The sequence below is a fragment of the Gluconobacter cerevisiae genome (genome assembly GCF_015244675.1).
Classification (GTDB): Bacteria; Pseudomonadota; Alphaproteobacteria; order Acetobacterales; family Acetobacteraceae; genus Gluconobacter; species Gluconobacter cerevisiae.
Genome location: NZ_JABCQO010000003.1, coordinates 181,105 through 194,191, shown reverse-complemented (window position 1 = coordinate 194,191; position 13,087 = coordinate 181,105). Strand labels below are relative to the sequence as shown.

The following is a 13,087-nucleotide window of genomic DNA, read 5'->3' as shown; positions in this document are numbered from 1 at the left end:
AAGTGACATGAGCACAGTCACGCGCGCGAATCTTGTTGAGCACCTCTATAGTCGTGTCGGCCTTTCCCGACACGATTCCTCCATGATTCTCGAAAGTCTTCTGGGTGCGATTTCCAACCGGCTCGAGGCGGGAGAATCCGTGAAGCTGAGCGGGTTTGGAACCTTTTCTGTTCGCCAAAAGGGGGAGCGCATTGGGCGTAATCCCAAAACGGGCGTGGAAGTTCCCATCCTCCCTAGAGCTGTATTGGTGTTCAGGCCTTCCCAATTGTTGAGGGACCGTATGAACGGCTCCGAGACGGTCGTTACCGAGGCATCGTCCCATGACAGATAAGTCTATGCCCGAAGCCGTCGCGCTGCTGCCGAATGACGATATTTCGCCAGGCGTTGAAAAGGTCAGGAAGGCTCCGGATGCTTATCGGACCATTAGCGAAGTCGCCGAAGAACTGCATATTCCCCAGCACCGCCTGCGATCATGGGAAACAATTTATCCGGGTGTAAAGCCGTTTCGTGGCGAAAGCGGACGGCGTTATTACAGCCCCGAGCATATCGAGACACTTCGACTGATTTCGGACCTGCTTTATGTGCAGGGCTACAAGGGGCAGGGGGTTCTGCGCGTGCTGCGGGAACGCCGTGCGCAGAAAGCACGGGCCGGTCAGAAAGCTGTAGAAGAGGTTGCTCTGGAAGCAGTCCCCGAAATTTCAGCAGAAACCGCGGAACTGGTTTCTGCGCCAGTCGTCACCGCCGCGCTGGTTGAGGAAGAGCAGGCACTTACAGAAGAAGCGCCGGTCGTGGAAGCTATCTGTGATGAAGATATTGATGCCCCTTCGACGACTCAGCCGGACGATGAAATCATTTTCCCGGAACTTCCAGCTGAAGCTCATCATGCCATCGTGACTGAGGTGGTTGACATTCCGGAAGAAGAGAAGACACCCGAAGCCGAAGCCGAAGCCGAAGCCGAAGCCGAAGCCGAAGCCGAAGCCGAAGCCGAAGCCGAAGCCGAAGCCGAAGCCGAAGCCGAAGCCGAAGCCGAAGCCGAAGCCCATGACTCTGCTCTTCTCGTGACCCTGCGCGACGAGAACGAACTTCTGTTCAGCGCACTCGAAAAGACCGAAGCCGAGAACGGTCTGCTGCGGGCAGAACTGCGCGAAATTTTCGAAGAGCTTCAGAATTTGCGAAATCTTCTACCAGTTTAGTCACAATCCCCCATTGCGGTGAGAGTGGGACACTGCTAAACCACCGCCACCGCAGGACGACGGGCAGTAGCGCAGCCTGGTAGCGCACCAGTCTGGGGGACTGGGGGTCGTGGGTTCGAATCCCGCCTGCCCGACCAGTCCTGCGGTAATAACACTTCCTTAAAATTCAGTGTCTCTTGCATAGATCCCTTTGCGGGGATTTGTTTCTGTCCAGAGCGTCCATAGCAGATGTAGGGCGGACATGATGGCCGGACCGAGGAAGAGTCCCAGCAGCCCCCAGGTCTCGGCGCCCCCAAGAATTCCCAGCAGAACCCACAGGAATGGCATTTTCGTGCTGCCACCAATCAGGGCGGGGCGGATAAAATGGTCTGCGATGAAGATCACAACGGAGCCGATGGCGGCTACGACGATCGCTCCGATCATGCTGCTTTTTGCCAGCAGCAGCAGCGCCACCAGCCCGACCGTCGGCCATGCCAGAAACGGGATCATGGCAGCCACAGCCGTGACCATTGCAAACAGCAGGGGTTGTGGTGCGCCCGTCGACATATAGACGATGCCCATGATCGCGCCTTCACCCAGACCGACCAGAACCAGTCCGGCCAGTGTTCCGTGAACAGACGAAATCATTTGCTTGGCGAGGCTTTCTCCCTGCTCACCGAACAGACGCTGTGATCCCAGAAGGCATTTGCGAATGACGCTGTCGCCATCTTTCAGTAGGAAAAATAATGTCAGGAGCGAGAAGGCGAACAATGTACCCCGGCGGGCGAGCTGGGTGCCCACCTGTCTGGTCATCTGCATTCCGTGCCCGACATCGACGGAATGCAGCAGATGGGAGAGGCGTTGCGGGCTGGTCATGTGGTTCTGCCACCAGTTGGTGGCCTGAGTGGCCATAAAGGGCAGACGAGGCACCCATTCCGGCATCGGAATGCCGTTATTGCGGACGTCATCAATCCATTCCAGCGCGCTTCGTGCTTCATCTGCGACTTTCACCCCAACCAGCGAGACAGGCACCAGAAAGATCAGCGCCACTGCCAGAGTGAAGACCATTGGTAGCCAGTCGCTGCGGCCAAAGCGCAGTTCAGCCCGGCGATAGAGCGGCCAGATCGAAATTGCGAACACACAGCCCCACAGGAGCGCCGGCAGGAAGCCCTTGAGGGTGTAAAGCCCTATCGCTACGAAGAAGAGTGCCAGAAAGCCTCGTGCGCGCCGCTGGATCGTTCCTGTGGAGGCTGAAGCCTCTATCGTGATGGTGTCGGGTGATGAGGAAGAAGAAAGATCGGTCATGGGACTTCCGGGAGAAAAACATGCCTGAACTGTCGTCCCGTACAGAGAGATCTGCCTTGACGAGAAAAGTCCGGATGAAGAAGACATCAGAAAAACCGGGAAACGCGGTTCCGTAGTGTGGAACTATTCCACGGGAAGGCTTTCGAATGAAGAGCAGCCAGACTGGATGGTCAGTCCAACGGCCTGCTGATTGAAACGTTTCTGATAGATCTGACGAATGGCTCTCAGATGAGCCTGAAGATTGCGGTCCGAGGACGGAGCAACGATCCAGACGATTCGTGACCCTTCCTGAATGACTTTGTGACCAGCGGCATCATACCACTGTCCCTGAGCGTCGATCACGGTAAAACCCGCCGGAAAGCGCGGTGTGATTTCACTGTCCACAAATTTCTGCCAATCCTGCCTCTCGATCACACTGCCATCCGGGCGGGTCAGGCCGAATGCCAGACGGATCTGCAATCCGTCATGTGCGCCGATTTCCCGGCACAGATTGGGTGTGACACTGACGGGAACAATGCATCCGCCCAGCAAAGGTGTCATCAGGATCAGGGAAACGAATGCCTTTCTCACGCGACCTGCCCGGAGAGGGCACGGCGTAAAATGGCGGCGTCGATCGGATCAAAAAGACTACGGCGGAGGAAAAGGTCAATCAGGACGAGATTGACGTTGAACTTGAAGTCGTCAGTGTCCCGGACCAGTGTCATAACCTCCTGAATGGGCAGGAGGTGGAAGCTTTCCACTTCTCCATCCTCCGCGATGGGTACGAAGTCTTCGGGAAGCAGAAGATCATAGCAGTGCAGGACATCGCGCCGCAGCCCTTCAGGCCGCTCAAGAGCATAGTGGATCCGACCAACCGCCTGCGCTGTTGCGGCCATTTCGGCTGGGACCCCGGCTTCTTCCTGCGCTTCCTTGATCACGGTCGTCTGCGGGTCGAGGCCGGCGCTCATGCCCCCCGCAACCAGATGATCCAGCTTGCCCGGATCGAGGCGCTTGCTCATGCTGCGCCGTGCGACCCAGAGGAAAAGTCCGTCCGCACGCTCGACCAGCCCGTTCAGATGCACACCCTCGGCCGCAAGCCCCAGAACCGGAATGGCACCTCGGTCCACCTGTCCGAGAACGGCGCCCCTGTCGTCGCGCACGTCGAATGCTTCGTTGTGGGAGGCGTAGAGGCCCATCTCGCAGAGCGTTTGGGAGAGGGGAAAGAGGTCTGTTCCGGCACTGACGCCGAATTGCCCCGCTTCGCGAACATCAAGGGTTTCAAGAGCCTGCACCGTGGACGGACCGACCCACCCAATCTGTGAACCTGCACAGAAGAACGGAGTACGACCGCCCGGCAGGACGGCGCTGTTGCAGGCTGCGATATGTCGCAGAAACGGCTCAAGGGTGCGGGAGAAAGATTTATTCGACACAACTCGATATGTCGCATGCAGGACGGCCATTTGCAAAGCGCCGTCAGCACTTCCACATAGTCGATCCATGCTCAAAAAAACCGATTCGACGTCTGAAGCGCTTTCCCTTCGTGTTTTATGGCCCCTGATCCGACCGGAGAAACTCTGGCCGGATGCCACGCGTATCGGATTTGCGCTGGTCATTCTTCTGGTGGAGAGCGCGACTGCGGTTGCAACGCCCTGGCTCTTCAGCCGCATGGTCAGCAGTCTTTCGCGTCCCGAAACCCTTCTGGCCGTCCCGGTCTGGCTGATCGCCCAGTATGCGGTCATCCGCATTATTTCCGGACTGGCCAGCCCATTGCGGGAGTTTCTGGTTAAGCCGGTTGAAACGGATCTCGAACGTCGTGTCGCGGTTCTCGGCTTGCGACATCTGCATGATCTGAGCGTCCGGTTCCATCTGGACCGACAGACGGGCTCCCTGACCCGGACACTCGATCGTGGAGCCGATGCCGTTGGAACACTGCTCTCACTGGCGCTGTTCAACGTTCTGCCCAACGTCATCGAACTCATTATGACGCTGACCGTCATCCTGAAAATCTTCGACTGGCGGTATGTGGCGCTGCTTCTGGTAGCGTTGGGGCTGTATTCCGCCGTTTCCTATGTATTTACCCGTCTGAGGATGACGGCCCGACGGGCGCGGAACCGTGCCAGCAACCAGGCACAGCATCAGCTTGTGGACAGTATTCTTAACTTCGAGACGGTGCGCAGCTTTGCCAATGAAGGCCATGAGATCGAGCGTTACGACGCAGCCCGCAGGGATCTTCGGAAGGCGGAAATCAGCCTTCAGCGTTATGTCAGCCTGTCCCAGATCAGTCGGGGTTTTCTGATTGCCGCGACGACCACAACGCTTCTGGCCATGGCGGCGCATGACATCGTGCTCCATCGTCTCGCGGTGGCGCAGTTTGTCCTGATCGGCAGTTATCTGAGCGGTCTTTATTCGTCCGTCGGGGCCCTGAACTACGTTAGTGCAGGCTGGCGCAATGCGCGCATCGATCTGGAGAACTATCTCGAATTGCTGGCCGTCCGTTCCGAAGTTATTCAGGCTCCACACCCCGTGCATCTTGCTGGAAAACTGTCGGAGGCGGGAGCCGCGGCGGTTGCGTTCCGCCGTGTTTCTTTCGGCTACAGTCCCGCAAGGCAGATCCTGCATGATGTTTCCATCACTGTGCCCGCAGGCACGTCTCTGGCCATTGTCGGCCATACAGGCTCCGGGAAATCCACTCTGGGGCGTCTGCTGACACGCGCCTATGATCCCACGGAAGGCTCGGTCTGCATTGATGGGCACGACCTGCGTGAAATCGCTCTGACCGACATTCAGAACATCATCGGGACGGTCCCGCAGGATACGGTGCTCTTCAATTCCAGCATTGGCGACAATATTGCTTATGGCGATCTGTCAGCCTCCCGCGAAGACATTGAAAATGCGGCCCGCAGCGCGCAGATCGACGCCTTCATCCGGGAACTGCCCGATGGGTATGAGACTGTGGTCGGGGAGCGGGGGCTGAAGCTCTCAGGGGGCGAGAAGCAGCGTGTGGCCATTGCTCGCGTTATCCTCAAAGACCCGCGTATCCTGCTGCTGGACGAGGCCACAAGTGCGCTTGATACTCGTACGGAGGTCGCCATCCAGAAGGAATTGGCGATCCTCTCCCAGGCGCGCACGACGATCATTGTCGCGCATCGTCTGTCCACCGTGCAGGATGCCGATCTCATCGTCGTGCTTGACGCGGGGCGCGTGGTGGAGCAGGGAAGCCATCCGGAACTGCTGTCCGCAGGTGGCCATTATGCCGCAATGTGGGCCGCGCAGGCCGGGGAAAACGCCGCTTGAACGTCTCCGGGGGTTGACGAAGCCCCCAACCATACGTCATAAGCCGCGCCTGATTTACGGAACACGCCGGGCCTCGCTGTCCTGCGTCATCCAGCATCGAGGAAAGTATCACCATGTCTCGCCGTTGCCAGATCACGGGCAAGGGCGTGCTGACGGGCAACAACGTCAGCCACGCCAATAACAAGTCCCGCCGTCGTTTTCTCCCGAACCTGCAGGAGACCACGCTGATCTCCGATATTCTCGGTGCTTCGGTGCGTATGCGCCTGTCCACCAACGGTATCCGCACGGTTGAGCACAACGGTGGACTGGATTCGTTCCTGCTGGGTACGCCGAACCGCAAGCTTCCGACGGAAGCCCAGGTTATCAAGCGCCGTATCCTGCGCGTTCAGGAACGCAAGGCTGCCCAGACCGCCTGAGGAATCTTTGCCGAACTTTGTTCGGTAACAAGATTGCTCTTGAAAACCATGACGGTCTGGGTCATTCAGCCGCCACTGGGATAAATCAGGTTCGGTCCTTTCACAGGGCCGCAGCGGAGGTGTTTCGGTCCAGGCTGAAACACCTTTCATTGTATTTTGGAGGTTCTCCGTGTCCGAAAGCGTTCAGGAAGCCAAGTCGGCTCTCTCGAAGATTCGCAATATCGGTATTACCGCGCACATCGATGCCGGTAAGACCACGACGACCGAGCGTATCCTGTATTACACGGGTGTCTCTCACAAGATCGGTGAGGTCCACGAAGGCAACACCACCACTGACTACATGGCGCAGGAACGTGAGCGTGGCATCACGATCACCTCGGCTGCCGTGACGTGTGAGTGGAACGACCACCGCATCAACATCATCGACACCCCGGGCCACATTGACTTCAACATCGAAGTCAACCGTTCGCTCCGCGTGCTGGATGGCGCGATCTTCGTGATCGAAGGCGTGGCTGGCGTGCAGCCGCAGTCTGAAACGAACTGGCGCCTTGCTGACCGTTACAACGTTCCGCGCGTTATCTTCATCAACAAGCTCGACCGTACCGGCGCCGACTTCTACTACGCTTTCAGCACGCTGAAAGAGAAGCTGGACATCGTGGCCGTGCCGCTGCAGCTCCCGATCGGCGCCGAAGAAAACTTCGTTGGCATTGTCGATCTGGTCGAGATGCGCGCCATCGTGTGGGAAGGCGGCGAACTCGGCGCCAAGTTCCACTACGAAGAAATTCCGGCTGACCTGAAGGAAAAGGCTGACGAAGCCCGCCAGGTCCTGCTCGACACGGCTCTCGCCGTCGACGACGCTGCCATGGAAGAGTACTTCGAGAAGGGCGATGTGGACGTTGCAACCCTGAAGAAGTGCATCAAGAAGGGTGCGATTTCCGGTGAATTCCGTCCCGTCATGTGCGGTACGGCTTTCAAGAACAAGGGTGTGCAGCCCCTGCTCGACGCCGTCATCGACTACCTGCCGGCTCCTGACGAAGTCGAGGGCATCCGTATTGCTCCGCCGGAAGGTGAAGAAGTCGACGAAAACTTCCTGCCGATCGTTCCGGTCGATCCGGATGGCAAGTTTGCCGGTCTTGCGTTCAAGATCATCTCCGACAAGTACGGCACGCTGACCTTCGTTCGCGTCTATCGTGGCGTCCTGAACTCCGGTGACACCATCCTGAACACGACGAAGGGTCACAAGGAACGCGTCGGCCGCATGTTCCAGATGCACGCAGACAAGCGTCAGGAAGTGAAGTCCGTCGGTGCCGGTGACATTGCCGCGTTCGTGGGCCTCAAAGACACCGTCACGGGTGACACGCTGGCAGACGGCGCTGATCCGGTGGTTCTGGAGCGGATGCAGTTCCCGGTTCCGGTTATCGACATCTCCGTCGAGCCGAAGACCAAGGACGGCGTTGAAAAGATGACGCTGGCGCTGCAGAAGCTGACGGCTGAAGATCCGTCCCTGCACCTCAAGACCGATCAGGAAACGGGTCAGACCATCCTGTCCGGCATGGGCGAGCTTCACTTGGATATCATCGTGGACCGTCTGCGTCGTGAATACGGCGTTGATGCCAACATTGGTGCACCTCAGGTGGCTTATCGTGAGACGATCACGAAGTCCCATATCGAGACCTACACCCACAAGAAGCAGTCTGGCGGTTCGGGTCAGTACGCTGAAGTCAAGATTGAATTCGCTCCGTCTGACAAGCCGGATGAGATCATCTTCACGAACAAGGTTGTCGGCGGTACGGTTCCGAAGGAATACATTCCGGCTGTCGAAAAGGGTATCCGCATGCAGAGCACTACGGGTGTTCTCGCCGGCTTCCCGACGGTGGACTTCCAGTTCACGCTGCTTGACGGTAAGTACCATGACGTTGACTCGTCGGCTCTGGCCTTCGAAATCGCTGCCAAGGCTGCTTTCCGTGAAGGTATGAAGCAGGCTGGCCCGGTCATTCTCGAGCCGATCATGGACGTCGAAGTCACGACCCCGAACGACCATGTCGGTGACGTTGTCGGCGATCTTAACCGTCGTCGCGGCATCATTCAGAGCCAGGAAACGTCTGGTTCGACCGTCATGATCCGGGCACAGGTGCCGCTGAAGGAAATGTTCGGCTACATCTCGCATCTGCGCTCTGCCACGAAGGGCCGTGCGTCCTTCACCATGCAGTTCCATCACTACGAGGCCGTTCCTCGGAACGTGGCCGACGAAATTATCGCGAAGTCCGCCTGATTTCTTCAGCCTCGCTGAAACATCAAGCCCCGCCAGAGCAATCTGGCGGGGTTTTTTGTGTCTGATTTTTTGCTGAACGAAGCCGGTGTCCCATTTCTTCCGTTTCACCAGCGCATAAAAAAGGCGGCGGAAGGTTTCCCCTCTGCCGCCTTTTCCGGTCCCGTCAGAGATCAGTGCAGATTGTCAGTCCGGCGGATGAAGGCCGCAACGTTATCATGCAACTGCTGGAGCGTCGTCGGGTCCACATAGACCATATGGCCGGAAGGATACTGTGCGTATTCGATGTTCCTCTGCAGGCTCTTTGCCATCGGCAGGTGCTTCATCTCGTAAATGCCTTCAAAATATGGCGTTGCGAGATCGTAGTAACCGGCGTTGAGCATCACATGCAGGTTCGGATTGGTTTTCATCGCCATGGCCAGATCCGTCATGACGTTTGGCTCGCCCTTGGGCTGGTAGCCGTGACCTGGCTGACGGTGATGACTGTCCCAATGGCCCTGGCTGTTAAAGAGGCGATAGTCCTCGTCCGAACCGTATTTGAGGGTGTTGCGAACATAGTCATTGAAGGCCGTGACATAGGCCGAACTGATGGCGCTGGACTGCGGATCATAATCCACCTCCTGGCTCATCGGATCGATCGTCGGGCTTGAATAGCGCGTATCCAGACGGCCCGTTGCCATACCGGTCTTGGCCTGGAGCTGCTGATCGAACTCGCCGCCATTGACGCGCAGATCCGCCCGCAGAATGTAATCGACGGGCAGGCCCGTATAGTCATGCAGCTTTGCCGCAATCGCCTGACGCTGATCTTCCGGTAGATCCGCACCCTGGCGCAGCGCCAGTGTGTAGTCGGTCATCGCGAAATGCTCGACTTCGTGCAGGAACGTCTTCAGATCCGGGTGCTCGGCGGGCAGGCAGTGATGATACCACGCTGTGGCCGCATAGGTCGGTAGCGCCAGCACATACGGGTCGTCCATGCCGGCGTTGAACTGCGGGCTGTCATCGCTGTTGTCGTAGTTCAGGATCTGCGACAGCAGGATCACGCCGTTGAAGTCGATATTCTCGTCCTGCTCAAGGTCGTTGATGACCACAGCCGAGCGCATCGTGCCATAGCTCTCGCCAAACAGGTATTTGGGCGAGTTGTAGCGGTGATATTTGGCGAGGAACTTAGAGATAAAATGCGTGAACGCCTCGCCGTCGCCATCAACGCCCAGAAATTCCTTGACCGCATCCTTGCCTGCGATCCGCGAAAAACCCGTTCCCGGCGCATCGACAAACACCACGTCCGACACGTCCATCAGAGACTGTGGGTTGTTAATAAGCGCGTAGGGGGCGGCGGGCAGATGCGTGTCGCCCGGCGTATTGACGCGACGTGGCCCGAATGTGCCCATATGAACCCAGACCGAAGCTGATCCCGGACCTCCGTTATAAAGGAATGTGATCGGACGCTTTTCGGACGGCACGCCTTCCTTGAAATAGGCCGTGTAGAACATGGACGCGACAGGCGCATTCTTGCTGTCGTCATCCTTGCCGCCATCAATTTTCGTGCCGCGCTTGGCCAGAACATCGCTGGAGTCATTGTAGTCGGCGCCATGGACCAGAATGGTTCCCGCAATAGCCCGGTAGGGGATCGTGACGCCATTGATCGTCACCGTCCCATTCGTCACGCTGTCAGCATTGGGTGCCGGTGTGGCGGGACCTGCGGCCAGAGCAGGCACAGCCATCATGGCTGCACCCAGAAGAAGGGCCTTGCGAAGCATGCAGAGGAACTTTCCGTTAGGGTTTGTTACGGGACCTTTCTAAACGGACGCAGCCATTACCGACAAGGGTTCCGGCTGCGTATCATTCCTTAGCCGAAAGCGCGATTGGCATGCATGATCGCGATCCCCACTTCGCGCAGCAGCGCAAAACAGTGCGACAGTGGCTCGAAAATTTCCTGATGCTCGCGTGCAAAGCCGCCAGCTTCAGCCGCATCGCCCGGCTCTCCGAAATCGAGATTGGCAACGCTGGGAACGGTGACCGGGAACAGATCGTCCAGTAGATGCAATGCGCGCGGCACATCCAGGCAGAGGATCAGGTTCGTGATGGACTCTCGCGTCAGGCTGTTGCGGGGGCCGAAATAGGGAATGCGCGTCGAGAGACCCCACAGACGGTCGATGAGGGCGAAGCGGATTGCGTGAAGGAGTTTTTCACGAGCCGCCATGCGCGGCGCATCGGGCCATGCGGCACGGAGCGCGATGTGGTCCGTCTGAATGCGCCGGAACATTGCAGGGCCGCTGGTCCAGAAGCGCAGCAGTTCCAGCCCGTGCGAAATGCTCAACAGGCTCTGCCGTTCTTCGTCGCTCTGTGCATTGGCCGCACGGTCCAGCCAGGTTCCAGGATCGAGCTGATGAATTGTTGTCCGCAGGACATCCAGATCGGAATGGGCCAGCGCCTGACGTGCGAAATCCATGGCTTCGCGGAAGCGCGATGATTCTGTTGCGAACTGCTCGAATGTCTCGGGATGGCGTTGCGCCGCATTGCCCAGTCCGTGCAGCACATTCGCCCACCAACCCAGCTGCTGGAGAATCGCATTGTTGGGAATGGCCCGAAGCTGCCCCGGATGGGTGATGCGCGTCACGGTCGCTGCATCCGACTGACGAGCCGATGGTCGTGAGCCCGTCTTGTCGATCAGTGACGGCCCGAAGGCGCTGAGCAAGGCCGCATAGCCGGGATCATCCACCAGCGCGCCCATGTCGAGCGCGATGGTGGAGAAGAAGTCCGCTGCGAAGTCCGGGCGTGTATAGACCGGATCTTTCGTATCCTGTGGGACTTCAGCTGTATGTTCGGCAAGAGTGGCAATCGTGGACGCTGCAAGCGCCTTCGTTCCAAACAGCGTGTAGCCGTCACCGCCCTGAAATGCGGTTTCAACGCGACACCCTATCCCGGCTTCGCGCATGGCCAGTCGTGTGCGGGCAGGAGAGAAATAATCCAGACGCTGACGCAGGCTGAAAGGATGTGCGCCGCGTCCGATACTTTCGCCATGCGTATCGAACAGGGTCAGGGCAACGTCTTCAAGTCCGTGTTCTGCCAGCAGGCCCAGGGTCCGCATCCGCAGGCGTTCGACCAGATTGGTGGCGGCAAGCTGTCCGACATAGCGTCCCGAATCGGAATATCCGAACTGAAGTGACAGTCGCCCATTCGCCCGCAGATAATCGCGCCAATGGCTTGAACGGAAGGCTTCTTCCAGAATGGTCTCGCCATTTTCCAGCGCGCTTTCCGTCTCAAAGAGCGGCGAAATCTCGATCTGGTGGTCCTTGATTCCGAACAGTCGTGCCAGCCAGAGCGTCGCTAGCAGCGTGTAGCCACTCTCCGTCTCGGCAATGAGGAAGCGGATGGGCGATCCTGAATCGATGTGTTTCAGGATCTGCGCCATGGTCATCATTAGCCGTGCGGCGGATGCAGGTTCGACCAGCAGCGAGCCGAAATCCACAGCGCGCGGCGTCAGGTCCGACAGGGCCTCGTCGATCTTCGTCAGCAGAACGCGACGACGCGAGGGCAGGGCGGGGTCATCCGTCAGACCCAGCCGTGTGCGCGCCACATTATAGATCTGTGCCGCGTTCAGCCGGGTATGGATGCGTGCGATCCCGAGGCCGTGGCTCATGAAGCCAGCGCGCAGCGTCCGCAGGTGCAACAGGCTGTCTTCGTCCAGCCCCGAAGCGGCATCCTGAAAGAGCGGCAGAAGTTCAGCCGCGTCCAGAAGCGCCTTGTCGCGGTGCGAAATCAGCGTCTGGGCAAAATCGCGGATCATTTCCGGCGCGGCATCCCGCCCGGTCGGACAGGCGGCGTGCTGAGTCTTGACGGCTTCGATTGCCCGGCGGGCGCGCATGGCCAGAGCGCTCTCCTGTAGACCCAGGCGTGCCAGCCCGTCCGTCAGACGATGAAGCTGGGACGATTTCAGTTCTAGGCGGATACGGAGCGTGTCCCACCAGCCGATATCGTTGCGCCCGTCCGTATCGAAGCCGACCCAGCTCGCCAGAACCACAGGAGCCGGATCGACCTGACTGTTCTCTCCTGACCAGCGATATGACATCTCTCGCAGGAGTGCTGCCGTCAGATCATCAAGGGCATCACGGCCTCGCAGGATGGCTGCAAGCGCGAGCGCCTGTTCCTGCGCCAGTGTGGGTGGGGCCGGTCGGCGATGCGTTTTCAGGCATGGGATCGGCATTTCGGGATTTTCGGCCCGCTGCGTCAAAATGTCATACACACCGTCCGCCAGTGCGAAGGTCGGATGCGCAGTAAAAACCGCAGCAATCTTTGGCACGGTCAGCGACCCCGCATCCGAGGCCTGTTCGACCAGACGCTTTGCTACAGCCTCAAGACGCTCCTGCGGTACGGCATCATCAAGGCCGACATAGGCGCGCAGATGGGTAGCACGATCCACGAAGTGCTCGTCACGCAGGGCACGCACGACGTTCCCGATCTCGGTGAGCCGCGCTTTGTTCGCGTCTGGATCCTCGCCGGACAGATCCTGCCCGATGGACGCAATCAGGTCTTCGAGGCCATCGCGTTCGTGGAGGAGCCGGGACGTCATCGCGTCAATACGGTCATGGAGAGACGGATCGAGCCGGGAGGCGCAGTCAGACATCGGCAGCAGTCTCGCTTCTGCGAAAAAA

At 58.6% G+C, this 13,087-nt stretch carries 10 protein-coding genes and 1 tRNA gene; 6 read left to right on the top strand and 5 right to left on the bottom strand.

The features are described 5' to 3' along the window. The first annotated feature begins 7 nt into the window (after positions 1-7). From HKD21_RS05700 to HKD21_RS05690, 3 genes are all read left to right on the top strand, one after another. Positions 8-331 carry an integration host factor subunit alpha gene (locus tag HKD21_RS05700; protein WP_194254629.1) on the top strand — a complete coding sequence of 108 codons (324 nt, stop codon included), beginning with the start codon at positions 8-10 and terminating at the stop codon, positions 329-331. After that, positions 321-1,193: a MerR family transcriptional regulator gene (locus tag HKD21_RS05695; protein WP_194254628.1), complete on the top strand. Its 873-nt coding sequence runs from the start codon at positions 321-323 to the stop codon at positions 1,191-1,193. Before HKD21_RS05700 ends, HKD21_RS05695 begins: the two co-directional genes overlap by 11 nt. 60 nt (positions 1,194-1,253) lie before the next feature. Then, positions 1,254-1,330: transfer RNA gene (locus HKD21_RS05690), tRNA-Pro, on the top strand. Between the two features lie 22 nt (positions 1,331-1,352). Here HKD21_RS05690 and HKD21_RS05685 read toward each other — a convergent pair. From HKD21_RS05685 to HKD21_RS05675, 3 genes are all read right to left on the bottom strand, one after another. Next, entirely contained in the window at positions 1,353-2,477 is a 1,125-nt protein-coding gene (locus tag HKD21_RS05685) for an AI-2E family transporter (protein ID WP_194254627.1), read from the bottom strand. 123 nt (positions 2,478-2,600) lie between these two features. Next, positions 2,601-3,047 (bottom strand): DUF3574 domain-containing protein, encoded by a 447-nt coding sequence (locus tag HKD21_RS05680; protein ID WP_194254626.1) that lies wholly within the window; start codon positions 3,045-3,047, stop codon positions 2,601-2,603. Then, positions 3,044-3,955, bottom strand: coding sequence for an NUDIX hydrolase (locus tag HKD21_RS05675; protein WP_407646530.1), 912 nt, complete (start codon positions 3,953-3,955; stop codon positions 3,044-3,046). The genes HKD21_RS05680 and HKD21_RS05675 overlap by 4 nt, the downstream gene beginning before the upstream one ends. Between HKD21_RS05675 and HKD21_RS05670 the strand changes: the two genes are divergently transcribed. From HKD21_RS05670 to fusA, 3 genes are all read left to right on the top strand, one after another. Further along, positions 3,954-5,750 (top strand): ABCB family ABC transporter ATP-binding protein/permease, encoded by a 1,797-nt coding sequence (locus HKD21_RS05670; protein WP_194254625.1) that lies wholly within the window; start codon positions 3,954-3,956, stop codon positions 5,748-5,750. The genes HKD21_RS05675 and HKD21_RS05670 overlap by 2 nt on opposite strands. A 113-nt stretch (positions 5,751-5,863) precedes the next feature. Further along, a complete protein-coding gene (rpmB, locus tag HKD21_RS05665) occupies positions 5,864-6,166 on the top strand; it encodes a 50S ribosomal protein L28 (RefSeq protein ID WP_041110511.1) in 303 nt (100 codons plus the stop codon). A gap of 169 nt (positions 6,167-6,335) precedes the next feature. After that, positions 6,336-8,438, top strand: coding sequence for an elongation factor G (fusA, locus tag HKD21_RS05660; RefSeq protein WP_194254624.1), 2,103 nt, complete (start codon positions 6,336-6,338; stop codon positions 8,436-8,438). A 170-nt stretch (positions 8,439-8,608) separates the two neighbouring features. Here fusA and HKD21_RS05655 read toward each other — a convergent pair whose 3' ends face one another. Together HKD21_RS05655 and HKD21_RS05650 are read right to left on the bottom strand one after the other, a co-directional pair. Further along, entirely contained in the window at positions 8,609-10,192 is a 1,584-nt protein-coding gene (locus HKD21_RS05655) for a S10 family peptidase (protein ID WP_194254623.1), read from the bottom strand. Positions 10,193-10,281: 89 nt separating this feature from the next. After that, entirely contained in the window at positions 10,282-13,059 is a 2,778-nt protein-coding gene (locus tag HKD21_RS05650; protein WP_194254622.1) for a phosphoenolpyruvate carboxylase, read from the bottom strand. Between the last annotated feature and the right edge of the window lie 28 nt (positions 13,060-13,087).